The organism is Candidatus Pelagibacter bacterium nBUS_29, from assembly GCF_051200905.1.
GTDB lineage: Bacteria > Pseudomonadota > Alphaproteobacteria > Pelagibacterales > Pelagibacteraceae > Pelagibacter.
The window spans coordinates 276,941-302,461 of record NZ_CP172843.1 but is presented as its reverse complement, the minus strand read 5'-3'; the positions used below and the strand labels follow the sequence as shown (position 1 = coordinate 302,461).

The following is a 25,521-nucleotide window of genomic DNA, read 5'->3' as shown; positions in this document are numbered from 1 at the left end:
CATGTCTGATACAGGGATTTTTTGGATAAGAGATGATTTTAGAATAGAAAATAATCCTGCATTGTCATTTGCAACTCAAAATCATGACAATGTAATTGCTTTATTTATCTATAATAATAAAAATTTTGATAATCAAACTGAAGCTCAAAAATGGTGGGTCTCAAAATCATTAGAAGTTTTTAAAACTGACTTATCAAAATATAATATCAATCTTCAAATAGTTAAGGGTGATGAATTGAATATTTTCTCTAAGATCAAAAAAAAGGACAATCTTACAGTATATTGGAATAAAGTTTACGAACCAGATGTAATTGCTAAAGGAAAAAAAATTAGAGATGTTTTTATTAAAAATGAAATAAACTTTAAATATTTCAAAGGAAATATTTTAAATGAATTTCAGGAAGTAACTAAAAATGATGGAACACCCTTCAAAGTATTTACTCCCTTTTGGCGAACTGCTGAGCAAAAATATTTAAGTTTAGCTCCTGCTAAAAATTATATTGTTAAAAAAAAGACTAAAGAAAAAACTTTTTTTAAAAACTGTATTGAACCAAAAAATATTTTACCCAAAAACAATTGGTATAAAAAATTTGATAAATACTGGAAAATTTCTGAGAGTAATTCAAAAAAAATTTTAAATGATTTAATAGAGAGTAAAATTAAAGACTATGGAACTACAAGAGACATTCCATCAGTTGAAGGAACTTCAAAACTTTCACCTTATATTAAACACGGTCAAATTCATGTAGCAAGTATTTGGAAAAAATGTGGTGAAATCAAATCTAAAGGAATTGGTTACAGAAAATATATTAATGAACTTGGGTGGAGAGAATTTTCACATAGTTTAATTAATTATTTTCCAGAATTTTTGAAAGGTAATTATAGGAAAGATTTTGATAAATTTCCTTGGGTCAAAAATGATAAATATCTTAAAGCATGGAAAACAGGAATGACTGGTTATCCAATAGTTGATGCAGGTATGAGAGAATTATACGAAACTGGCTGGATGCATAATAGGGTTCGTATGGTAGTTGGATCTTTTTTAGTTAAACATTTGAGAATTAATTGGACTGAAGGAGAAAAATATTTCAGAAATTGTTTGTTAGATTTTAATAAAGCAAATAATGTTGCACAGTGGCAGTGGGTTGCTGGTTGTGGTGCGGATGCTGCACCTTATTTTAGAATTTTTAATCCAATCTTACAGGGAGAAAAATTTGATAAAGAAGGACATTATGTAAAAAAATGGGTGCCAGAATTAGATAAAGTGCCAAATAAATTTGTTCATAAGCCTTGGGAAATGGAATTAAAATACCAACAAGCTATTAAAACTATAATTGGTAAAGATTATCCTCAACCAATTGTGATCCATGAAAAAGCTAGAGCCTCTGCCCTAGAGGCCTTTAAGACCTTAAAAAAATAAGCATTTAATAGATTAATTCCCAATAAAATGATGAATTATTGTTCTATTTTGAGGGTTTAGCCGATGTTCAAATAAATATAAGCCCTGCCAGATGCCTAGTAATAATTTGCCTTCTCTAATACTTAATGAAATTTGATTATTGGTTAATGCAGACTTGATGTGCGCAGGCATATCATCCTTTCCTTCGGTGGTATGGACATATAGTTTGTTATCCATAGGAGCTAATTTATCAAAATAATTTATTAAATCTGTTTGAACATCTGGGTCAGCATTTTCTTGTACAATTAAAGATGCACTTGTGTGCTGAATACTTAAATTAAGTATACCATTTTTAAAATTATTTTTGCTAATCCATTCAATTGTTTGATTGGTAAATTCATATAATTTTTGACCACTAGTATCTATTTGAAGATTATAAAATTCTTGTTTCATTGATTTTTGTTAATTGATGTTAGCTCATACAACCGGCTAATAGTACGTTTAAATGGTTTTTCTAATAATTTTGATGAAGTAAATTCATCTAGATTTTGATTTGCTGTAACTGATATTGGAATATTTTTGTCATAAATTACATCTAATAAAGTAATGAATCGTTGTTGTTGATTTGAATTAGTATCATTAAATTGTGGTATTTGATTTATTACAATAAATTTACAATTTTTTATAATTTCTAAATAATCTTCTGCACCTAAATTTTTATCACATAACTCATTAAAGTTAAATCTTACAACTCCTTCATAAAAATTTTCTATTTTAAAATCCCTACCTTTGACATTGATTGTTTTGAACGAGTGTTTTTTATCTTTTGTAATAGTTCTAAAAAATTTATTTATTTTAAAATTAGTTTCTTGATTAAGTGGATAAAAATATCTTTGTTTTTGATTATTGCTTGATTTTCTATAATCATCTTCAATCTTAAGCTCACATTCTATAGACTTTTGCTCCATAATCTTAATAAATGGTTTAAATTGATCCCTTTGAAGACCGTCTTTATATAATTCAGAGATTTTAGTATTAGAAGTTACAATAATTTTGATATCCTCTTTAAAAATTTGATCAAACAATTTTCCTAAAATCATAGCATCAACTATATTTGTGACTTGAAATTCATCAAAATAAATTAATGAAGACTTTAATTTTAAATTTTTTACAAATTGATTGATTATATTTTCTTCTTTTTCTTTTTTTTGATAAACAAAGTCATGAAAACTTAACATAAACTCATTGAAGTGTAGTCTTAACTTTTTTTCCTTTAAATGATTAAAAAAAAAATTTAAAATCATAGTTTTGCCAACACCAACATCACCATATAAATAAAAACCTTTTTTAGATGATTTTTTTGAAAACAATTTTGAAAAATAAGATTGAAAATTCCCTTGGTGGTATTGCTCTAATCTCTTAACAACTTCTATTTGATTTGAATTAACTTCTAATTGTTGATTGTTGCAATACGATATAAATTCTTTTTGAAATTTTTTTATCATTAATTTTTTTTAGTTTTAAAATCGATACCATATTCAGATCTAGAACCTTTTCGTAAACCAAAAGGACCAGGAATAAAAATTGTCATCGGTTTTGTATCTTCTTTTAAATCTACTCTATGATGAGCATTTGCAGAACGAAATCCTATATAGCCAGGTCTTCTCCAAAACTTACCTTTTTTGGTAGTTTCCCAGTATCCTCCTCTTAAAATAATAGTAATGTAAGGACATAGATGATTATGAACACCTTCTCCATGATCGTCTGCAAGCATTTCATGAATTAAAATATTAAATGGAAACCATTTAGGTCTGTATCTAAACAAAACATAATATCTATTTAACCAAGGTTTAGCCTCGTAATATCTTGGGTGGGAGGGTCCTCGGTCTAAAACAATTTTTTTTCTTCCAATTTTATCTAAAAATTTTAAGAACATTCTTAATTATACTGAACAACAGAGCCATTTTTAATTACAAATAAGTTTTCATTAAAAATAAAGGGTTCGGACATCAGGTTACTAGAAACTTTAACAATATTAACCGTGTTTCCAGTTATTAAATCTGCCACAATCATTTTACCATCGCTATTTGTTAAGTATAAGTTTGTTTTACCTACAACAAAACCAATTGGTTTTATATATGGACGCTTTTTTTCTTTATAAATATTATAAAGATTTGTTACACGAATAATATTTCCATTATTTTTTTCTAATACAAATAAGTAACCATTATCAGATACAGTAAAAATCAGATTCCCGATAATGGCCGGCATTATGTTAGAATTAACCTCATTAATCCAATTTGTAACTCCAGTTTTTATATCTACTGAATAAAATTCGTCTTTATTATTTGAAAAATAAATAGATTTTCCATCAGAAACTAATTTAGAAGTTTTAAAATTATAAGACTCATTAATTATATTGCTACTTTGAGTTGGTAGTTGCCAAGTGATCAGGCCCGTTTCTATATCGACTGCAGTAATGTCTCCAATAGAATTATTAAAAATAACTAAATCACCAATAATAATAAGAGAATTTTTTGTATCAGACTTTGTAAAAGAATCTTGGGTTTGAAAATTCCATAATTCAGAACCATCATATCCACTAAATGATCTTAAAGTATTTTTATAATCAATTACAAAAAATTTATTTCCTCTTTTTTTTACATCAGAATTAAAGGGGTAATTTCCATTATTTGACCAATTTAGTTCACCAGATTTAATGTTAATTGAATAATATTTTGCAATACTGTCTGCAACAAATAAATTTTGTTCATCTAAAGCAAAATATAATTTAGGACTTAGTTTTTTTTCTGACTTTGAGTAATGATTTTTTTTCCAAATAACTTTACTATTTTTATCGTATCTAGTGATGGTTCCCTTTTTGTCAAAAAATATAAGCCCATCATTTAAAAATATTGGTTTATAATTTAATTGATTAGCGTCTTCTATTTTTGAAAATTTATAAGATCTAATTTTATCATTTAAACCACTATAATTTTGTGAACCATAATTATTTTGATTATCTATAGTGTAAGAGTTAATCTCAATCTTAGATAAATCTAGCTTTAACTCAGGATTAAACTTGGTGATTATTTTTTTTTCTTTAGCAAATAGCTTTTTTATATTTTTTTGATTATCTATATTTTCATCTTTATTATCCCAAATACGGGTGGTTTCACTAATAGAGCAATTGGATAAAAAAAATAATGTAAAAATTAAGAAAATTAATTTAATCACTTAAATCTCTGTTCAATCTTTTTTGTGCCTGAAGCTTTATGTTTGGATTAGCATTTTCTAAAATAGCAATTTGATTGAAAAATTCTTTTGATTTTTGTTTTTGATCTTTTGAATAAAAATACTCAGCCATTAAGTACAAAGCATGTGATTTCCATACACTTTTAGAATTAATCAATGGGTTCAAAATATTTAATAGATCGCTTTCTTTAGCTTGATCAGCGTTAAATAAAGCTTTTTTATAAATAATTAAATTCTTTATTTCATTTTCTAAAGATGTCTTTTCAATCAGAATATCAAAATAGCTATTTATATCATTTTGATTAGAAACTAATTCATTATCGATTATAAAATACAAAGATAAAGGAGAATAAGTTGGGTCTTGTTCATTAATAATTTCAATTAAATTTTGAACTGTTTTATTTTTAGTATTTTCTGAGTAGGCTAAAGTAGTTGAATTAAATTTATTTGATATTTCTCTTTTTTTATTAGTTTTATATTTATCAAAACTGTAAGCTCCTATTAGAATAATAATCAAAATTACCACTGTTGAGATAATTTTATTTTTATTATTAATAAAAAAGTTTCTAACTTTTTCATTTCTAGTATTGCTATTTATAATTGAAATATCTTCTTCCATAATTAAATCATGTTCCTTAAAACATATTGAAGTATGCCTCCATTTTTATAATATTCTAATTCATTTTTAGTATCAATTCTGCATAATGTTTTAACTTTTTTGATATCTCCTGAGGCATATTTTATCTCAACAGTCACTTCATCAGATGGATTAATGCCTTTTTCAACATCAAGAACGCTTATCAATTCTGATCCAATTAGATCTAAATTTTTTCTATTTATATCATTCGTAAATTGTAAAGGTAAAATTCCCATACCTATTAAATTTGATCTATGAATACGCTCAAAACTTTCAGCAATAACTGCCTTAACACCTAATAATTTTGTTCCTTTTGCAGCCCAGTCTCTTGAAGAACCAGTTCCATACTCTTTACCACCTATTACAACTAAATCTGTGCCTCTTTTTTTATACTCAACAACCGCATCATAAATAGGTAATACTTTTTCTTCTGGATAAATTTTTGTAAAACCACCTTCAGTTCCTGGTGCCATTTCATTTCTAATTCTAATATTTGCAAAAGTGCCTCTCATCATTACTTCATGATTTCCTCTTCTTGATCCATAAGAGTTATAATCTTTTGGAAGAATTTGGTGTTCCATAAAATATTCTCCAGTTGGACTTTCTTTTTGAATGTTTCCTGCAGGTGAAATATGATCTGTTGTAACCATATCTCCTAAAATCAATAATGGTCTTGCGTCTTTGATTCTTTTAAATCCTTCAGGCTCGTCTGGTAAATTGTCAAAGAAAGGAGGTTTTTTTACATAAGTTGATCCCTCATCCCAACTGTAAATACTACTTTCTTCTGTCTTAATTTTTTGCCATTGACTAGGTCCTTCTGAAACATTTGAATATCTTTGAATAAACATTTCTGCGTTTAACGAGTGTTTTAAAGTATCTTCAATTTCTTTATTTGATGGCCAGATATCTTTTAAGTAAACATCATTACCTTCTTTATCTTTACCAAGTGCATCCTTATATAAATCAACTTCCATATGACCAGCAATTGCGTAAGCAACTACCAATGGAGGAGATGCTAAATAATTAGCCTTGATGTGAGGGGAAATTCTTCCTTCAAAATTTCTATTTCCAGATAAAACAGAAACTGAGTAAATATTTTCTTTTTGGATCGCATCTACTATATTTTCAGGTAATGGACCTGAGTTACCAATACAAGTTGTGCAACCATAGCCTACAAGATTAAAGCCTAGTTTGTCTAAATAAGTGTTTAATCCAGCTTTTGCTAAGTAATCAGTTACTACTTGAGAACCCGGTGCTAAAGAGGTTTTAACCCAGGGTTTTACTTCTAGTCCTAATTCAACAGCCTTCTTGGCAAGTAATCCAGCACCAATTAAAACATTTGGATTTGAAGTATTCGTACATGAAGTTATGGCTGCAATTAAAATTGACCCATCTTTAATTTCATAATCAGTATTAGAAACTTTAGAAATAGAATGATCTTTTTTATTTGTTGCATTTTCTAGAACTTTTTTAAATGAAATGGGTGCATCAGTTAACAACACTTTATCTTGGGGTCTTTTAGGTCCAGAAATTGTTGGAACTACTGTAGACATGTCTAATGAGATTGTATCTGTAAATTCTATTTCATCACTTGCCCATAAACCTTGTTCTTTTGCATATTGCTCAACTACATCGACTGTGTGCTGATCTCGTCCAGAAAATTTTAAATATTTTAATGTTTCATCGTCGATTGGAAAAAAGCCACATGTTGCACCATACTCTGGAGCCATGTTCGCAATCGTTGCTCTATCAGCAAGGGTTAAATTTTCTAAACCCTCTCCATAAAATTCTACAAATTTTCCAACTACACCTTTGTCTCTTAACATTTTAACTACTGTTAAAACTAAATCAGTTGCCGTTGTTCCTTCGGGCATTTTATTTTTTACTTCAAAGCCTATTACCTCGGGAATTAACATAGAAATTGGCTGACCTAACATTCCTGCTTCAGCCTCAATCCCACCGACGCCCCAACCCAGTACAGACAATCCATTGACCATGGTAGTATGACTATCAGTGCCAACTAATGTATCTGGAAATAAATACTTATCTCCTTGGAACTCTTCAGACCAAACTACTTTAGATAAATATTCTAAATTTACCTGATGACAAATACCAGTTCCTGGTGGAACTATTCTAAAATTATTAAATGCTTGTTGGCCCCATTTTAAAAAAGAGTATCTTTCTCCATTTCTTTCAAATTCTATATCAACATTATTTTCAAAAGAATCTGATTTAGCAGACTGATCTACTTGAACAGAGTGATCAATAACAAGGTCTACCGCAGATAATGGATTAATAGTATTTGGATCTTTGTTTTTATCTTTTACTGCTTCTCTCATAGCAGCTAAATCAGCAACAGCAGGAATACCTGTGTAATCTTGAAGTAAAACTCTAGCTGGTCGGTATGCAATTTCAGTATTTGATTTTTTTGATTTTAACCACTCTTTAATTGAATTAATTTGATTTTTATTTACTGATAAATCATCCTCATATCTTAATAAATTTTCTAAAAGAACCTTTAAAGATTTTGGTAATTTCGAAATACCTTCAAGACCATTTTCTTCAGCTTTTTTAAGTGAATAATATTTATAGTTTTTGTCACTGATTGATATATCAGCAAGAGATTTGTAAGAATTTTTTGTTCCTGGTTTCATAATTTCTTTAGTAATAAAAAGTTGCTATACAACTTATTAGGAGCGTTGACATAACATAATTAAACCATTTAATAAATTTCTCATTTGTCGCGAATTTCCTCATAAATTTACCTAAAAAAGTCCAAAAAATAATGCTTATGATTGCAAATAAAAAAGCAACTCCTAACATCCATAATGAATATTTAATAAAATTAATTCCTGATTCTGTATAGGTTGATGCTGCTATTACAGCAACAATCACACCTTTTGGATTTAAAAATTGATAAAAAAAAGTTTCAACAAAACTAACAGGTTCAAGATTATTTTTTTTGTCAGATGATTTTGAAAATGAAATTTTATATGCAAGATAAATTAAAAAAATTGTTCCCGTTCCAATTAAAATTTTTTGTATAATTGGATATATATTGAAAATATTAATTAATCCAAAATTAACTATTGCCAACATTGTTGTAAACCCAAATATAACACCCAGCATTAATGGAACTGATTTTTTTATTCCGTGATTAAATCCAGAATGAGATGCAACAACATTATTGGGGCCAGGTGAACAACTAGTTACAAACATAAACAAAGAAAGTGATAAAATTTCTGGATGCATTCTTATGCTATAGGTAGACCGTTCTCGGATTTTTGAGACGGATGAACTAAAATAACTTTTCCTTCTTTGTCTATTGATCCTAAAATAAGCACTTGAGATACCACACCTGCGATATTTTTTTCAGAAAAATTACATACACCAATCACTTGTTTGCCTTTTAGATTTTCTTCGTTGTAATAATGGGTAATTTGAGCTGAAGATTGCTTAATTCCTATTTCGTGTCCAAAATCAACCTCAACTACTAAAGATGGTTTTCTAGCTTTTTCATTTTTTTTAACTGAAATGACAGTTCCTACTCGAATGTCTATTTTGTCAAAGTCATCAAAGGTAATTTGTTCTTTCATATATTTAATATATAATAGAACCTAAATATGAGTACAGAAAATAATTCAGAGCTATTGTTTGATAATTCAGTTAAAATTTTAACAGACTTAATAGGTTTTAAAACTATTTCAGGAGAAGATAATAGTTCTTTAATTAACTACTGTGATGATATTTTAAAAAAACTTGGTGCAACTTCTTTTAGAACGTATGATGATGAAAAAAAAAGAGTAAATCTATTTGCGACACTTAAATCTAAGAATTCTAACACAAAAAAATCAATAATTTTATCAGGCCATACAGATGTTGTGCCTGTTTCGAAAGGTTGGAGCTCTGATCCTTTTACAGCTACAGTTAAGGGAGACAAATTATATGGAAGAGGCTCATGTGATATGAAAGGATTTATTGCTTGCGCTTTAGCTTATGCTCCTATTTTTTCTAAATTAAATTTAAACAGAGACATCCATTTTTCTTTTACCTTTGATGAGGAGACCGCGTGTCAGGGAGCCCCAATATTAATTGAAGAATTAAAAAAAAGAAATATTAAAGATGGCATTTGTATTATTGGTGAACCAACTAATATGAAAATCATCGATGCTCATAAAGGTTGTTATGAATACACAACTTACTTTAAAGGTTTAGCAGGTCATAGTTCAGCTCCCCACAAAGGGGTAAGCGCTGTTGAGTATGCTTCAAGATATGTAAATAAATTAATTGAATTAAGAGAAAAACTTAGAGAAAGAGCACCAAAAGACTCTATTTTTGATCCACCCCATTCTACTCTTTCTATCGGTGGCATCTTTGGTGGGATAGCTCATAATGTAATAGCTGATAAGTGTCATATTAATTGGGAAACAAGACCTGTTGTAAAAGAAGACGGTGTATTTTTAAATCAAGAAATAGACAAATATGCAAATGAAGTCTTGCTCCCAGATATGAAAAAAATTTTTACTAATGCTTCAATTGAAAAAAATATTATTGGTGAAATAGTTGGATTTGATAGAGAGGATAAATCAGATGCCTGTGAATTAATCTCAAGTTTGACTGGTGATAATTCTAGACAAGTTGTGTCATTTGGAACTGAGGCAGGTTTATTTCAAGAAATTGGAATTAGTACGGTGGTCTGTGGTCCTGGATCAATAGAACAAGCTCACAAAATTGATGAGTTTATCGTTCTAGATGAGCTTAAAAAGTGTTTAGATTTATTGGATGGGATAAAAAAAAATTCTATTGCTAATTAATCGCTCCAACCACTAACTGATTTAACTTCAAGAAATTCTTCAAGACCATATTTTCCAGCTTCTCGACCGATCCCAGAATGTTTATAACCACCAAAAGGTGCGTCAGGTGCAGGACCTGCACCATTAATATCCACCATTCCTGATCTTAATTTTTTAGCCACACGATTAGCTTTTTCTTTATCTTGAGTTTGTATAAAATTTAAAAGTCCGTATGGAGTATCATTTGCTATTGTTATTGCTTCTTCCTCTGTTTCAAAAGGAATAATAGATAGCACTGGTCCAAAAATTTCAGTTCTTGCAATTTGCATTTGATTATTAACATCCGCAAAAGCTGTAGGTTTAACAAAGTATCCTTTATCTAAACCATTTGGCTTACCTGTTCCACCCGCAACTAGTTTTGCCCCTTCATCAATTCCAACTTGGATTAATGATTGAATTTTATCAAACTGAGTTTTAGAAACCACTGGTCCAATGTGATCTCCTTCTTTTGTTGCAACATCAACTTTCATTGAATTAGCAAAATTTTTAACTCTCTCAACTGCCTCATCATACATCGATTTTTCAACTAGCATTCTTGTTGGTGCATTGCAAGATTGACCTGTATTTCTAAAGCATCTTAAAGCTCCTCTCTCTACTGCTTCAGCATCTGCGTCTTTAAAAATAATATTTGCCCCTTTTCCTCCAAGCTCTAGACTTACTCTTTTAAAATCTTTAGAAGCGTTTTCAGAAATTAAAGCTCCAGCTCTAGTAGATCCAGTAAAAGAAATCATATCTACATCTGGATGACTTGTTAAAGTATTACCTGTAACTGCTCCATCCCCATTTACTAAATTAAACACACCTTTTGGTAATTTAATTTCATCTATCATTTCAGCTAATATTATAGAAGATAGAGGTGAAATTTCAGATGGTTTAAGAACCATAGTACATCCACTCGCTATTGCAGGAATTACTTTTAAACATGTTTGGTTCATTGGCCAATTCCATGGAGTAATTAATGCACAAACTCCTTTTGGTTCATGCAAAATCTTACAGTTAGGTGCATGTTTTCCAAGATTTTCTTCAAAATTGTATTCTTTTAGTACCTTAATAAATGTTTTGATATGACTTGCCCCTGTACCAGCTTGAAGCTGAGTTGAAAAATCAATTGGTGCTCCCATTTCAAGAGAAATTGCTTGAGCCATATCTGCCCATCTCTTTTTATAAACGGCATAAAGTGCTTCTAAATATTTTAATCTGTCTTCCTTTGAAGAAAATGCCCAAGTCTCAAAAGCTTTTGTTGCTGCACTAACAGCATCATTAACATCTTCAATCCCACCTAAAGATATTAACGCACATTCCTCTTCTGTTGAAGGATCTATTACTTTTATGTCATTAGGTTTTTTTGGAGAAACCCATTCACCATTGATATAAAATTTTTTCTTATCTAGCATTTTGAGAAACTATCCTTTCTTTATGATTTTGCAAATAAATTTGTTAATTCGTAAACAATTGTTGCGGCAGCCAATGATGTAACTTCAGCATGATCATATGCGGGAGAAACCTCTACCACATCAGCAGATACTAAATTTAATCCTGAAAGTCCTCTTAAAACATTAACCATCTCTCTTGTTGTCATTCCAGCAATCTCAGGTGTTCCTGTACCTGGTGCAAAAGCAGGGTCAAGCACATCTATATCTATTGATAGATATAAAGGATTATCGCCTACTCTTTTCTTAATTCTTTCAGCAATTTTATCTGTTCCTTCTGTCTGAAATTCATCACAATGAATTATTTTAAATCCAAAACTTTCATCATTTTTAATATCATCTCTACTATATAAAGGGCCTCTAATACCTACGTGCATTGAAGCATCATCTAAAAATAAACCTTCCTCTCTTGCTCTTCTAAACGGAGTTCCATGCGTATAAGGCGCACCAAAATAAGTATCCCAAGTATCTAAATGAGCATCAAAATGTACTAGAGCAACTGGGCCATTACATTTTTTATTAATCGCTCTAAGAAGTGGTACTGCGATTGTATGGTCTCCACCTAAACTAATTATACCACCTACTTTATTTAATAAATCTGTTGCCCCAGCTTCAATTTGTTTTATGGCTTCATCAATACTAAATGGGTTGCAAGTAATATCCCCAGCATCTGCAACTTGTTGAACCTTGAAAGGCTCTACATCATAACTTGGATGATAATTGGTTCTCAAATGTCTTGAGGCTTGTCGAATACTTTGTGGTCCAAATCTTGCACCTGGTCTATAACTTGTACCAGCATCAAATGGCACTCCCACAATTGCAACATCACAACTTTCAACATCTCTTAACTCTGGTAATCTTGCAAACGTTGATGGGCCGGCAAATCTTGGGACCTTTGTTCCACTGACAGGCTGAATAGGATTTTTATTGCGATCTTTTTTCATCTATAAACAAAATGTACCACATTCTTTTTAAATCGAATATCATCTAAATTGTATTTATGAAGATTTTTAAGCTGATTTTAATATCATTTTTTTTAATAACCTCAGCAAATTCGAACTCTATTTACAATCTAATCAAAATCCCAAATTTAGAAATATACGAATTAAAAACACCTAACAAACTCAAATATTTATATGCAAAAAAACCATTTAGACTTGGTGTTCAAAAAAATATAGCCTGCAGCAACTCAGACAAGAGGACATATGATGAAAAATATCAGATAATATCTAACAATTTAAAAAAATACTCAAAAGAATTTTTAAAAAAAATTAATCTTAAATATATTGTCATGTGTGAAGATCTCTCAATCTCAGGAATTAACACAGCTGGTATTCCAGATCATTTAATGAAAACATTAATTCTAGATCTTAAATTTGATAAAAAATATTTTGAAAGAGTAATTCACCATGAATTGTTTCATATTATTAATGATGGTTTTAAAGATTTGTTTAATGAAGATGAATGGAAAAAATTTAATAATCCAAATTTCAAATATGCAGAATGCTCCACTTGTTCAAAAAAATTAGGTCTTGATACATATAAAGATACTAACGGTTTTTTTACTGAATATTCAATGACAATTCCTTCTGAAGATATGGCGGAAGTATATTCACATTTAATATCTGGTAACTATAAAGTTTCAAATGATGAAATTCTTAATAAAAAAATTAAATTTATTAAAGATAAGTTAAATAAAATTGATAATACTTTTGTATTTTAAATATGATTAAAATAGTTAAAGCTTCATTGCATGAAAAGTTGATTTTTATATTTTTAATACTATTGGGAATTTTTACTTTAAGTTTCACAATCTTAATTAAAAATAAATGTTTATTCGTAAAAAATATTAATCCTGAAGAGATTAATTTTGAAAAACCAAAAAATATTGTTATCCTCAATGCTGAATGTGGAAATGTTATAATTGAACTTTATCCTGAAATATCTCCAAATGGAGTTGAGAGATTTAAAAAATTAATTAATTTAAAAGCATATGATGATGTTGCTTTCCACAGAGTGATTAAAGATAAACTTGTTCAAGCTGGTGATCTTGAATATGGAAAAAGAAGTCAGTTAGACTATGGTAAAATTGGAACTGGAAAATCTGGATTAGGTTTAATTAAGTCTGAAATTGATGCTGAATTTAATTTTAAAAAAGGAACTGTCGGCTTAGCAAGATCTTTAAAATATGACACTGAAGACAGTCAATTTTTTATTATCCTTGATGATGAACCATTATTTGAGGGAGAATATACTCCCGTAGGAAAAGTAATTTACGGTATTAAAGTTTTAGAAAAAATTAAATATTCTCATAGATCTGAATATGTACTTAGACCTGATTTTATAAATACAGTTAGGATGTTTAAGTAAAATTAATTTACTAGTGGCTTACCTGTTGCAAGTGTATGTTTAATTCTATCTTGAGTTTCGTTAGTTTCAATTAACCTCATAAAAGCATCTAATTCTAACTTATATAAATCATCTTCTGATAATGATTTGTCAATTGAAGTGTCACCACCACTTAATACATGAGCTAATTCTTGAGCAACCTTTAGCCCATGATCTAAAATAACTTTATCATTGTAGAGTTTTTCTAAAATCTTATTCATTTCTGGAAGGACTGTTTTTCCTGGAAGATTAAATTTTGTCTCTGATGGTGATTTGAAGTCTTTATTATTTTGTAAAATTTCCTTTGAGACTTCAAACAAACTGTTTCTATTCATAATTTTTTTATCTTCAGGTTTTAAATATTTCATTGGCTCAGCCTCAACAGGAGAAGTTGCTGTCTTACCATAACCAATTATATCAAATACCTTAAGAGGAGCATAATTTGGGTCTTTTTCAGCTTCTTCAGTATCAAGCCATCTAGCCAACATTTCCTTACAACCACCTCCAGCAGGAATTAAACCAACTATAGTTTCAACTAAACCAACAACAATATTTGTGTGAGAAGCTACAAAATTACTTTGAACCATCACTTCAAAACCACCACCAAGAGTTAAGCCTGATGGAGCTGAGATTACTGGATATTTGGAATATTTTAGATGCTTACATGTTTCTTGAAAATATTTAATAAATTTTTCAATAGATTTAAAATCACCTTTATTTGCAAAATCCATCGTATAGGTTAAATTTACTCCAGCAGAAAACTGCATACTTTCATTGATGATAATTAAAGGTTTGTCAGTTGCCTTTTTAAGAGCATCCATTGAATCATAATCAAGTGCGTTAGCTTTAGTTGTAAATTCAACAATATTATAATCATTAAAACGGTAAATCTGAGCTGAATTATTTCCATCAATACCCACAGCTTTTTTCTTAACTTTTCCTAATGTCTCAATTTCAGTATATTTTTGTCTTGAACCATAAAAATCTTGATTTTTACTTTTAGATAAATTTTCTAAAAATTCATTTCCGTTAAAGTTATCAATTTTGTTGAAAAAATTTTCAACACCAATTTCTTCCAACATCTCAAATGGGCCTTTGGCCCAATTAAAACCTAATCTCATTGCTTCATCAATGTCATTAAAATCTTTTGTAATACTAGGTACTAAAGACGATGAATATTTTATGATTTTTGAAATAACCGACCAAGCGTACTCACCAAATTTATCTTCTCTTGAAATCAAAGATTTAAGATCAACTTTATCTGTGCCTATGTTAATTTTCTTACTTATTGAATACTCACCAGTTTCAAGGTTAATTGCTTCCATAACCTTCGTTGCACCAGTTTTATTCATTCGGTAAAAACCACCCTTACCTTTTCGACCTGTATAACCTGTTGCAATTAGTTTTTTTACAAGAAGGATTTCTTTAGCGACTTCTTGAAAAGGATCATTTGCTGACAATTCTTTAATGAAACTTTTAAGAACATCAGCCATTAAATCAATTCCAATTAAATCATAAAGGCCAAAAACTCCTGTTTTTGGAATTCCCATTGGTCTTCCAAATATTGCATCCGATTCCTCAATACTTAATTTCATTTTAAAAGCTTCGGTCATAGCAACTTGCATTGCAAAAACACCTATTCTATTCCCTAGAAATCCTGGAGTATCATTACAAACAATTGCTCCTTTTCCAAGCTCCACCTCACAAAACTTCTTTAACGAGTTTATTTTAGCTAAATCATTATTTTCATTTTTAACTATTTCTAATAAGCCCATATACCTCACAGGATTAAAAAAGTGAGTGATACAAAAATCTTTTTTTTCTTCTGGTGTTAATTTTTCAGATAAAACTTTAATAGGAATGGATGAAGTATTTGATGAAACAATTGCTCCCTCTTTTCTATTTTTGAAAATTTTTTCGTAAATATTATGCTTTATATCAATTCTCTCAACTACCGCTTCAACGACCCAATCAGCTTCTTTGACCACATCAAAATTATCATTAATATTACCTACTTTAATATTTTCAATTTGTGATTTATCTAACAGTAACGGTGGTTTTGACTTGAATATTCTATCTCTCGCTTTTTCCGATATTTCTGTTGTAAGATCCAACAATGTAACTGGTACTTTTGCATTACACAAATGAGCTGCAATCCCACTCCCCATGGTTCCTGATCCAATTACTACAACTTTTTTAATATACATAATTTAATTTTGAGAAGAAATTTATATTGAAAAAATATAATTAAGTAAATTAATTATCTATTAATTCCTCTTAGTCTCTCAGATCTTCTTCTTAAAAGCTCTGCACTAACCAAGATTAAAGTAGACATAATAATCAAACATGTCGCAACTGCCATAATAGTTGGGCTTAATTGTTCTCTTAATCCTACCCACATTTGAATTGGAATAGTAGTGTTCTCTAATCCAGCTAAGAACAGTACAACCACAACTTCATCAAATGAAGTTACAAAAGCAAACAAGGCTCCTGAAATAACCCCCGGCATAATTAATGGTAATGTAATTTTCATAAATGTGTTTACTGGATTGCTTCCTAAACTTGCTGCAGCTCGTGTTACACTATGATCAAAACCAGTTAATGTTGCAGTAACCGTGATTACTACAAATGGAGTCCCTAAAATTATATGTGATAATATAATTCCTGTGTGAGTTGCGGCTAAGCCAACTTTTGCCATGAAGAAAAATATTGCTGTACCTGAAATGATTAAAGGAACAATCATGGGTGAAATTAGTAAAGCCATGAATGCAGCTTTATATGGCATGTATCTACTGCTTAAACCTAATGCAGCAACAGTTCCAAGAATGGTTGATCCTATTGTTGCAAAGAAAGCTATGATTAAACTATTTTTAGTAGCAAGTCCCCATGGATTCTTAGTTCCATAAATCATATCTTCATACCATCTTAGAGAAAACCCTTCAGGATCTAATGCTAACATTTTTGCAGAAAAGTGAATGTATTGCTCAGCATTAAATGACAATGGCAATATTACAAACAAAGGTGCTATCAAAAAGAAAAAAACTAAACCACAAAAGAACAGATATGTGTAATGCCAAATTCTATAATTTAAAGGTGTGTGACTTGGTAATGCCATAATTATCCTAATTTAATATTATCTATTCCTACAAGTTTATTATAAATCCAATAAATAGTTAGTACTCCAACTAACAACATAGTTCCAAGAGCAGATGCAAACGCCCAGTCTAATGAACTCTTCATATGATAAGCAATTGTATTACTAATTAATGATCCACTTGCTCCACCCACTAATGCAGGGGTAATGTAATATCCTATCGCTAAAATAAATACCAATAAACATCCAGCACCAATTCCAGGAATTGTTAATGGAAAATAAATTTTAACAAAAGATACTAGTGGTGTTCCGCCTAATGATTTTCCAGCTCTCATCAAGCTAGGTGATATAGTTTTCATAACACTATAAAGAGGTAAAACCATAAAAGGTAATAATATTTGTGTCATTGCAACAAATGTACCAATTACATTATACATAAGCTCCGGTCTATTATCGTCAGCAGCTAAGCCGATCCAAACAATTAAATCATTAATTGGACCTTGTTGCTGGAGTAAAACCATCCAACTAGAAGTTCTTACTAATAATGATGTCCAAAAAGGAAGTAACACACAAATCATAAGTAAATTACTGTATTTCATAGGTAGTGTTGCTAGTAAATGTGAGATTGGGTAAGCAAGAATAAAGCAGAATATGGTAACCCAAAAAGCTACATTTAATGTCCTTAACCATAAAGTTTTGTGAATTCTTCTATCCTCTGGAACTTGAATTATATTTCTATCTTGATCAAATTTTCTATCTATACCTTTTAAATATTTGGCGTAAGACCAGTTTGGAGCTGTATTTTTAAGAGCTACTAAATATTCACTTTGACCCCACCTTTTATGAACTTTAATAAATTGCTCTTTGTAATTACCTTCTTCAAATTTATTAATTTTTCTAACTGTTTTTTTAATTAAGCTACTAAAGCCACCTTTTTCATAATTTAATCTAGCTATAATTTTACCGTAAGTTTTAGTTTTCTTTAAATAAGATAAATCTTCGTACAGACCTTTGTAAACCGGCTCTTCAGGCAAATCTTGGCCATCCCATTTTTCCATCGCAGCAAATGTCTTAGGAAGCATTTTAGTAATCATTCGATCATCAACACTTCTAAAAAGCATATCTCCAATTGGAAATATATAAATTATTAAAATAAATAAAAATAATGGAGCAACGAGTGCAACGGCTTTAAGTTTATTTTTTCGTTCAGCTTTTTTTAAGCTAACCTCTAAAGGTAATCCGTCAGATGATAATATTTGTTCTTTGCTCATAATAAAAAAGGGCAGTTATAAATAACTGCCCTTTCAATATAGTACAAAATACTAATCTATAAAACTAAATTATAGACCAGCTTTCATAGCTTCCCATTTTTCACCAATTTCGTCTTGGTTATCTGCCCAAAACTCAGGGTTCATAAGGATGTATCTTTTTGTGTTAGCGGGTGCTGTTGGCATATGTGGTACCATGTTAGTCTTACCATCTTTAAACCAAGGCTCTCCAGCTTCCATAACTGCGATTGAAGATTTTCTCCAAGGCGCGTATGCAATGTACTTAGCACTTCCAGCTAAACCTTCTGAGCTAGTCATTTCTCTAAGTACTTTCAAAGCTGAACCGTCAGCATAACCTGGACCGTCTTTAACTAATGCAAAGTATTCATAGTCAAGAATTTGTCCATCCCAAACTTGTACAAGTGGAGTTCCTTCCATTTGTGCGTTAAAGAATCTACCATTCCAACCAGTAGCCATTACTACTTCACCATTAGCAAGTAGTTCTGGTGGTTGAGCTCCAGCATTCCAGAATACACATCCGCCGTTTGGATCTTCACAAAGAGCTTTAAGTTTATTCATAGCTCTGTCAATTCCACCATCAGCATCAAGTTTTCTGTAAGTTAAGTCAGAACCTTTACCAGGGTTTACACCGTCTGCAGTGATAGCAATTTCTAAATTAGACATTGCACCTTTGTAAAGAGCTCTCTTACCAGGGAACTTTTTAGTGTTAAAAAAGTCTTTCAATGTGCTTGGTTTTTTATCACCAATTGTTGCATCATTGTAAGCATAGTTCCAAGAGTACAGAATGTTTCCAACTGCACATTTTGAAGGCATGCCTGTAAAGAAGTCTTGACTTGCAGGTGTTCCATCCGGAGCAGGTGCAAAGTCTTTGTCAAAATCGAATTCATGGAAAATACCTTCGTCACATCCAACGATAGTATCTTTTGCGTACACATCGATAATGTCCCAAGTTATTTTTCCAGCTTCTTTTTGAGCTTTAATTTCTGATAATCCACCAGTGTAGTCTACCCAGTTTACAGGTATTCCAAGTTTCGCTGCTGTAGGATCACCGTAACCTAATTTTTGTGACTCTGTGTAAGCTCCACCCCAAGATACTACAGTAACTGCAAATGCTGAAGTTGTTACAGAAAGTACAAAAGAAAGAGTAAGTAATAATTTACTTATTTTTTTCATTTATTCTCCTATTTAACGTTAACGTTTTTATTTTATAAAGTGATACTAAAACAATATAGAATAGCTTAGTCAACAGCTGATTAATGCCAATTTGTCTTATCTTTTTTGTGGGTAATTATAAATAATTATTTAGGATCTAAAGCTCTACAATCAATACTATTCCAACCGATATTAATTTCTTTTCCTGCTTTAATATCCATTCTGTTTGAGCTATTCGGAACTTTTAAAATAAATTGATCATTCCCTAATAGATCTACTCTTAATCTTGTATGATCACCGTGATATATTACTTCTTCGATCTTACCTTTGTGATTGTTATCCATTTTAGTTTCTGGATCAATCAATGCTCTTTCAGGTCTAAGAGATATTGTAGTTTTGTCTCCTTTTGCCTTTGCAACAATAGGATTTGCTAAAATTTCAGTTCCTGAATTTAATTTTACTTTACATTTATCTCCAGATACATCTGATACTTCACCTGCAAAAGTATTGTTCTCTCCAATAAACTCTGCAACAAAAGAATTAACAGGTCTTTCATATAATTCATCAGGGCTCGAGAGTTGTTGAACTTTTCCGTCATTAAAAACCGCAATTCTATTAGACATCGTCAAAGCTTCAGTTTGATCATGCGTAACATACACAACTGTTACACCAATACTTTCATGGATATGTTTAATTTCATATTGCATGCTCTCTCTTAAATTTTTGTCCAGAGCTCCTAAAGGTTCATCCATTAAAACCAATTGTGGATCAAATACTAATGATCTTGCAACAGCAACCCTTTGTTGTTGTCCGCCTGATAATTGCATGGGCATTCTAGATTCAAAACCTTGAAGAGATACCATTGATAATGCTTTATCAACTTTTTTGTCAGCTTCATCTTTTGGAATTTTTCTAACTCTTAATGGAAATGCTAAATTTTCATAAACAGTCATATGGGGAAACAAAGCGTAATTCTGAAATACCATTCCAATTCCTCTTTTGTGTGGAGGAATATCTGAAATAACTTTATTATCTAAATAAATTTGTCCGTTAGTTGGAGTTTCAAATCCAGCCAACATCATCAAACAAGTTGTTTTACCAGAACCAGAGGGTCCTAGCATTGTTACAAACTCTCCTTCAGCAATGTCTAAATCTAAACCCTTTACGACTAGTTGCTTACCATCATAACTTTTATCTACATTTTCAAATCTTACAAAATGATCATTAGCCATACTACTTTAAAACATTTGTTAGATTGATAATCAAGTAATTTATTTAATATGTAATTCTTTACTCATATTACAAAATAATTTACTTCCTGTTTCTGTGACTCTAATGGCCTCAGATGCTTCAACTCCCCAGTCACCAAATTGCATTACTGCAATCATATGAAAACAAACATTAGGCTCTAATACTGTCATATCCCCTTTATATATATTAAGTGTGTGTTCTCCCCAGTCAGGTGGATACCCAATTCCAATTGAATAACCAGTTCTTGATTTTTTATCGATACCGTATTTGTCTAATACTTTCCAAAAAGCTTGAGCAACATCATCTGCAGTATTTCCAGGTTTTACTGCACTAATTCCTGTTTCTAACGCCTCAATAGTTTTCTTCATTGTATCGATTTTTAGCTGATCAGGTTTACCTAGTAATACTGTCCTAGCCATAGGGGCATGATATCTTTTATAAACTCCAGATAATTCGATAATAGTAGCTTCTCCTTCCACAAACTTATCTTGTGTAGCGGTTAAATGTGAAGCTGAAGTTCCTTTTCCAGTAGGAAGTAAAGTTGCAATACTAGAATACTCTCCACCAAACTCCTCTGTTCCATAGAATAATGATTTTTGAATTTCACCTACTGCATCGCACTGTCTTACTCCTGGGTTTATTACATCTATTGCAGTTTTCATTGCCTTTTGAGAAATTAAAGCTGCAGATTTCATGTATCCAATTTCAGCATCTGATTTTACTAATCTTGCCCAGTTAACAAGTCTATCGCTATCTACAACTTTAGCATTTGGAAGGCCTTGCTTAATTTTTTCATGACAAAAAGCCGTGTAATAATGAGCATCCATTTCAACACCAACAGAAAGCTTATCCCACTTTCTATCTTTTATTATTTCTACTAGATAATCGTAAGGATGTTTTGGCCATGTATGAATATAATTTTCATCGTAAACAATAATATTTTCATCTTTTAAATATGTTTTAATATAAGCTCCACCAGAGTCTTGTGCTCTTACAAAGCATAATGGTTCCTCAGCATTAACGTGAACAATTGCGCATTGAGCATAATAAAAGGACCAAGCATCATAACCAGTTAAATAATTTAAATTATTTGTATCATGTGAAATCAATAGCTCGATGCCTTTTTCTTGCATCATCTTTTGAACTTTTTTTAATCTTCGTTGATATTCTTCTTTTGTAAAATCCATATTTCTAATTCTTAAATAATTTTCCAAAACCTTCAATTGCATTTTTTTTTCCAATTGATTGTAAGGTATCCCAAATTAATACTTGATTACTTGAAAGAACAACTTTGTTTAATTTTTTCTCAAGTTTATCGATAATGGAAAGTGCTGGTAAAGCGGTACAAGAAATAAAGAGAGCATCTGCGTCACCTAAATCCATTTTTGATAAAGTTTCATATAGGTAATCTTCATCAACTTTACCTATATCCAAGTCATTTAGAATATCAAAATAAGCATTTGAAGAAATCTCAAAATTTTCACCTTTAAAATATTCAATCACTTGATCGTTTAAAACTTTTGAATACGGAGTAAAGATTGCAATTTTTTTAACATTCATTTTTTTTAAAGCATTAATTGCTGCCGTACTTGGTGTGGTAACTTCAGCCTCAGGTTTTGCTAAATTAATTTTCTTTTTAATATTCTCATAACCTGCTGCAATAGTTCCCGAAGTACATCCATAAACAACACAGTCTAGTTTTTCATTTGGCAAAATATCTTTTGATATTTCTGTAACAGTGCCAGACATTTTAATTAAATTTTCACTTGTTAACGGAAAATAACAATGAATTCTGTTAACAAAAAAATCTATATTTTGATCTTTAATGACGCTAATAAAGTCTTTTTCTATTCTAAAATCTGTGGCTAACGCAATTAATCCTACTCTTGGGTTTGAAAGTTCCGCATATTTTGGTTCAATTTTTACAGAGTGCATAATTTTTAAAACAAATATAACATCGACTCCTAAATATTCATCAAAATTAAGGAGAAATTAATGAAGGTTGGTTTTATTGGTTTAGGTAATGTTGGGGGGAAATTAGCAGGGAGTTTGTTAAGAAATAACTTTGATTTGACAGTTAGGGATTTAGATAAAATTCTTACTCAATCATTCCAAAACTCAGGTGCAAAAGTTGCAAACTCTGCAAAAGAACTTGCTGAACAAGTTGATTTAATTATCACATGCTTACCTTCTCCTGAAATTTGTGCTGAGGTCATGGAGGCAGACGATGGAGTGATCAGTGGATTATCAGAAAATAAAATTTGGTTGGAAATGAGTACGACAGATGAAGCTGAAATTAAAAGAATTGGCAAAAAAATAATTGAAAAAAAAGCTATTCCTTTAGATGGACCAGTAAGTGGAGGATGTCATAGAGCTGCCACAGGGAATATTGCAATATTTGTTGGTGGTGAAAGAAATGCATTTGATAAAATTTTACCTGCATTAGCTGTAATGGGTAGAAAAGTTTTGCACACTGGTGAATTAGGTAGCGCAACAGTTTTAAAAGTTATTACAAATTACCTTGCATCTGTTCATTTAGTTGCTTTGGGTGAAGCTTGGACAGTTGCTAAAAAATCAAATTTAGATCTTGCTAAAGCTTATAAAGGGATTGCAGTGTCATCAGGAAATTCTTTTGTTCATGAAACAGAGAGTCAAGTTATACTAAATGGTTCTTATAATATAAATTTTACTATGGATTTAGTTTTAAAGGATACAGGTTTATTTGATGATCTTGCAAAAAAGTTAGGTACTTCTCTGGAAATTTCTCCAAAAGTTGTTGAAATTTTTAAAGATGGTCAAAAAAAATATGGTTCAAGAGCTTGGTCTTCAATGATTGTTAAAAGAATGGAAGATCTTAATAACATAGATTTTAGAGCTAATGGATTTCCAGAGGAACTTACTGATAATGAGCCTGAAGAAAAAGGATATGAAATATAATAATTATGTTAAGTTAAGATCAAATGTTAGATAAAAAAAAATTCTACATCGATGGAGAATGGGTAAACCCATATAAAAAAAATGATTGTGAGGTTATCAATCCTTGTAATGAAGATCCGTTTGCAATTATTTCTTTAGGCTCAAAAGAAGATACTGATCTAGCTGTTAAAGCAGCAAAAACTGCTTTTAAAAGTTGGAAAGAAACTACTAAGGAAGAACGAATAGAATATTTAGAAAAATTACTTTCAATCTATAAAAAAAGATTTGGGGAAATGGCAAAAGCTATTTCTTTAGAGATGGGAGCACCGATGGATTGGTCAACAAATGTCCAAACTGCATCGGGTCAAGCTCACTTAGAAGATTTTATTTTAAGATTAAAAGATTTTAAATTTGATAAACACTTTGATGAAAAATCAAATAACCATATTTATTATGAACCTATTGGAATTTGTGGATTAATTACTCCATGGAATTGGCCAATAAATCAAATAGCGCTTAAAGTGATACCAGCGTTTGCTACAGGCTGTACAATGATTTTAAAACCGTCTGAAATTGCACCTGTTTCAGGGATGTTATTTGCTGAAATGATAGACGAAGTAGGCTTTCCAAAAGGTGTGTTTAATTTAGTTAATGGAGATGGAGTTGGAGTTGGGTCACAGTTATCTAGTCATCCTGATATTGATATGGTTTCGTTTACAGGCTCTACAAGAGCTGGCAGATTAATTTCAAAAAATGCAGCAGACACAATTAAAAGAGTATGTCTTGAGCTTGGTGGCAAGGGTGGGAATATTGTTTTTGCAGATAGTTATAAAAATGCAGTAAGAGATGGTATTCGAAATGTTATGAGTAACTCTGGTCAATCATGTGATGCACCAACAAGAATGTTAGTTGAAAAATCAATTTATGAAAGAGCGGTTAAAGATGCTGTAGATGAAGCAAATAAAATTTATGTTGATCAAGCTTCAAAAAAAGGTGATCACATCGGTCCTGTAATTTCAAAAACTCAATATGATAAAATCATAAGTTTAATTGAAAGTGGAATTTCAGAGGGCGCTACATTGGCAGCTGGTGGACCTGAATTACCTAATGGCTTGAACAAAGGTTACTTTATTAAACCTACAATCTTTACTGATGTTACAAATGAAATGAGAATAGCTAAAGAGGAGATCTTTGGTCCAGTTTTATCAATTATTCCATTTGATACAGAAGAAGAAGCTATAAATATTGTTAATGATACATCTTATGGTTTAGGAAATTATTTACAAACTGAAGATAAGATTAAAGCTCACCGAGTTGCACAAAAATTAAGATCAGGATGTGTATATATAAATGGCAATGCAGCTGATGCTGGAACTCCATTTGGAGGGTATAAGCAATCTGGAAATGGTCGCGAAGGTGGAGTGTGGGGACTTGAAGAATATCTTGAAGTTAAAACGGTTACAGGCTGGAAGTAATTTATGATTGGCTTTGTAATGGTTGGCACTAACAATCTTAATAAAGCAACTAAATTTTATGACACTCTACTTGATACAATTGAATTACAAAGAGTTGTAACAAATGAAAAATATGCTGGCTTTGCCTCAATAGAAAAACCTGATGAAGTTGAATTCTATGTCACTAATCCAGCAAATAAAGATAAAGCAACTTTTGGAAATGGAACTCAAATATCTTTTTTAGTTAGCTCAAAAGATTTAGTGAATAATTTTTATAACACTGGAATAAAACTAGGCGGAAAAGATGAGGGAGCTCCTGGAATAAGATCAGGTGATTATTATTGCTATTTTAGAGATCTTGATGGAAATAAAATTTGTGCATTTGCTAAAATAGATAATTAAG

Annotated in this window: 24 protein-coding genes; 7 read left to right on the top strand and 17 right to left on the bottom strand. The window is 30.7% G+C overall.

All coding sequences use genetic code 11. The features are described from left to right. The first annotated feature begins 1 nt into the window (after position 1). Positions 2 to 1,420 (top strand): cryptochrome/photolyase family protein, encoded by a 1,419-nt coding sequence (locus tag ACIJYA_RS01560; protein ID WP_435088729.1) that lies wholly within the window; start codon positions 2 to 4, stop codon positions 1,418 to 1,420. A gap of 12 nt (positions 1,421 to 1,432) precedes the next feature. On the opposite strand, the gene ACIJYA_RS01555 is transcribed toward ACIJYA_RS01560, so the two are convergent. Genes ACIJYA_RS01555 through ACIJYA_RS01520 form a run of 8 tightly spaced genes read right to left on the bottom strand, consistent with a single transcriptional unit; the run spans position 1,433 to position 8,887 of the window. Further along, the gene (locus tag ACIJYA_RS01555) at positions 1,433 to 1,852 is read right to left on the bottom strand and encodes a secondary thiamine-phosphate synthase enzyme YjbQ (RefSeq protein ID WP_435088728.1); all 420 of its coding nucleotides are present in this window, start codon (positions 1,850 to 1,852) and stop codon (positions 1,433 to 1,435) included. Further along, positions 1,849 to 2,904, bottom strand: a complete 1,056-nt coding sequence (gene zapE / locus ACIJYA_RS01550) for a cell division protein ZapE (RefSeq protein WP_435088727.1) — start codon at positions 2,902 to 2,904, stop codon at positions 1,849 to 1,851. The genes ACIJYA_RS01555 and zapE overlap by 4 nt, the downstream gene beginning before the upstream one ends. Next, positions 2,904 to 3,335 (bottom strand): hypothetical protein, encoded by a 432-nt coding sequence (locus tag ACIJYA_RS01545; RefSeq protein WP_435088726.1) that lies wholly within the window; start codon positions 3,333 to 3,335, stop codon positions 2,904 to 2,906. Before ACIJYA_RS01545 ends, zapE begins: the two co-directional genes overlap by 1 nt. A gap of 2 nt (positions 3,336 to 3,337) precedes the next feature. After that, on the bottom strand, positions 3,338 to 4,636 hold the full coding sequence (locus ACIJYA_RS01540) for a PQQ-binding-like beta-propeller repeat protein (RefSeq protein ID WP_435088725.1): 1,299 nt from the start codon (positions 4,634 to 4,636) through the stop codon (positions 3,338 to 3,340). Further along, positions 4,629 to 5,273, bottom strand: coding sequence for a hypothetical protein (locus ACIJYA_RS01535; protein ID WP_435088724.1), 645 nt, complete (start codon positions 5,271 to 5,273; stop codon positions 4,629 to 4,631). Before ACIJYA_RS01535 ends, ACIJYA_RS01540 begins: the two co-directional genes overlap by 8 nt. Before the next feature lie 2 nt (positions 5,274 to 5,275). Further along, entirely contained in the window at positions 5,276 to 7,945 is a 2,670-nt protein-coding gene (acnA, locus tag ACIJYA_RS01530; RefSeq protein ID WP_435088723.1) for an aconitate hydratase AcnA, read from the bottom strand. A gap of 7 nt (positions 7,946 to 7,952) precedes the next feature. Continuing rightward, positions 7,953 to 8,543 carry a LysE family translocator gene (locus ACIJYA_RS01525; RefSeq protein ID WP_435088722.1) on the bottom strand — a complete coding sequence of 197 codons (591 nt, stop codon included), beginning with the start codon at positions 8,541 to 8,543 and terminating at the stop codon, positions 7,953 to 7,955. A 2-nt stretch (positions 8,544 to 8,545) separates the two neighbouring features. After that, on the bottom strand, positions 8,546 to 8,887 hold the full coding sequence (locus ACIJYA_RS01520) for a tRNA-binding protein (protein WP_435088721.1): 342 nt from the start codon (positions 8,885 to 8,887) through the stop codon (positions 8,546 to 8,548). A gap of 27 nt (positions 8,888 to 8,914) precedes the next feature. Here ACIJYA_RS01520 and argE point away from each other — a divergent pair, with 27 nt between their 5' ends. Then, positions 8,915 to 10,105: an acetylornithine deacetylase gene (argE, locus tag ACIJYA_RS01515; RefSeq protein ID WP_435088720.1), complete on the top strand. Its 1,191-nt coding sequence runs from the start codon at positions 8,915 to 8,917 to the stop codon at positions 10,103 to 10,105. Here argE and ACIJYA_RS01510 read toward each other — a convergent pair. Together ACIJYA_RS01510 and speB are read right to left on the bottom strand one after the other, a co-directional pair. Further along, positions 10,102 to 11,538, bottom strand: coding sequence for an aldehyde dehydrogenase family protein (locus ACIJYA_RS01510; protein ID WP_435088719.1), 1,437 nt, complete (start codon positions 11,536 to 11,538; stop codon positions 10,102 to 10,104). The two genes, argE and ACIJYA_RS01510, sit on opposite strands and share 4 nt — an antisense overlap. A 20-nt stretch (positions 11,539 to 11,558) precedes the next feature. Beyond that, positions 11,559 to 12,518 carry an agmatinase gene (speB, locus tag ACIJYA_RS01505; protein WP_435088718.1) on the bottom strand — a complete coding sequence of 320 codons (960 nt, stop codon included), beginning with the start codon at positions 12,516 to 12,518 and terminating at the stop codon, positions 11,559 to 11,561. Between the two features lie 56 nt (positions 12,519 to 12,574). Here speB and ACIJYA_RS01500 point away from each other — a divergent pair, with 56 nt between their 5' ends. Together ACIJYA_RS01500 and ACIJYA_RS01495 are read left to right on the top strand one after the other, a co-directional pair. Then, positions 12,575 to 13,297, top strand: a complete 723-nt coding sequence (locus ACIJYA_RS01500) for a putative zinc-binding metallopeptidase (protein WP_435088717.1) — start codon at positions 12,575 to 12,577, stop codon at positions 13,295 to 13,297. 2 nt (positions 13,298 to 13,299) lie between these two features. Next, a complete protein-coding gene (locus ACIJYA_RS01495; RefSeq protein ID WP_435088716.1) occupies positions 13,300 to 13,944 on the top strand; it encodes a peptidylprolyl isomerase in 645 nt (214 codons plus the stop codon). Between the two features lie 2 nt (positions 13,945 to 13,946). Here ACIJYA_RS01495 and ACIJYA_RS01490 read toward each other — a convergent pair whose 3' ends face one another. The 7 genes from ACIJYA_RS01490 to ACIJYA_RS01460 form a co-directional block, all read right to left on the bottom strand. Further along, positions 13,947 to 16,169, bottom strand: coding sequence for a 3-hydroxyacyl-CoA dehydrogenase NAD-binding domain-containing protein (locus ACIJYA_RS01490; RefSeq protein ID WP_435088715.1), 2,223 nt, complete (start codon positions 16,167 to 16,169; stop codon positions 13,947 to 13,949). A gap of 53 nt (positions 16,170 to 16,222) precedes the next feature. Continuing rightward, the gene (locus ACIJYA_RS01485) at positions 16,223 to 17,077 is read right to left on the bottom strand and encodes an ABC transporter permease (RefSeq protein ID WP_435088714.1); all 855 of its coding nucleotides are present in this window, start codon (positions 17,075 to 17,077) and stop codon (positions 16,223 to 16,225) included. A gap of 2 nt (positions 17,078 to 17,079) precedes the next feature. Beyond that, a complete protein-coding gene (locus ACIJYA_RS01480; protein ID WP_271523879.1) occupies positions 17,080 to 18,327 on the bottom strand; it encodes an ABC transporter permease in 1,248 nt (415 codons plus the stop codon). Between the two features lie 69 nt (positions 18,328 to 18,396). Next, on the bottom strand, positions 18,397 to 19,518 hold the full coding sequence (locus tag ACIJYA_RS01475) for an extracellular solute-binding protein (protein ID WP_435088713.1): 1,122 nt from the start codon (positions 19,516 to 19,518) through the stop codon (positions 18,397 to 18,399). A 125-nt stretch (positions 19,519 to 19,643) separates the two neighbouring features. Further along, positions 19,644 to 20,729 carry an ABC transporter ATP-binding protein gene (locus ACIJYA_RS01470; protein ID WP_435088712.1) on the bottom strand — a complete coding sequence of 362 codons (1,086 nt, stop codon included), beginning with the start codon at positions 20,727 to 20,729 and terminating at the stop codon, positions 19,644 to 19,646. 39 nt (positions 20,730 to 20,768) lie between these two features. Next, positions 20,769 to 21,935 (bottom strand): M24 family metallopeptidase, encoded by a 1,167-nt coding sequence (locus ACIJYA_RS01465; RefSeq protein ID WP_435089246.1) that lies wholly within the window; start codon positions 21,933 to 21,935, stop codon positions 20,769 to 20,771. A gap of 4 nt (positions 21,936 to 21,939) precedes the next feature. Next, positions 21,940 to 22,683, bottom strand: coding sequence for a maleate cis-trans isomerase family protein (locus ACIJYA_RS01460; protein WP_435088711.1), 744 nt, complete (start codon positions 22,681 to 22,683; stop codon positions 21,940 to 21,942). Between the two features lie 60 nt (positions 22,684 to 22,743). On the opposite strand from ACIJYA_RS01460, the gene ACIJYA_RS01455 reads away from it, so the two are divergent. From ACIJYA_RS01455 to ACIJYA_RS01445, 3 genes are read left to right on the top strand one after another with little or no spacing between them, the layout of a single operon-like run. Then, a complete protein-coding gene (locus ACIJYA_RS01455; protein WP_435088710.1) occupies positions 22,744 to 23,685 on the top strand; it encodes an NAD(P)-dependent oxidoreductase in 942 nt (313 codons plus the stop codon). Between the two features lie 23 nt (positions 23,686 to 23,708). After that, the gene (locus ACIJYA_RS01450; protein WP_435088709.1) at positions 23,709 to 25,139 is read left to right on the top strand and encodes an aldehyde dehydrogenase family protein; all 1,431 of its coding nucleotides are present in this window, start codon (positions 23,709 to 23,711) and stop codon (positions 25,137 to 25,139) included. 3 nt (positions 25,140 to 25,142) lie between these two features. Further along, positions 25,143 to 25,520 (top strand): VOC family protein, encoded by a 378-nt coding sequence (locus ACIJYA_RS01445; protein WP_435088708.1) that lies wholly within the window; start codon positions 25,143 to 25,145, stop codon positions 25,518 to 25,520. The last annotated feature ends 1 nt before the right edge of the window (position 25,521 follow it).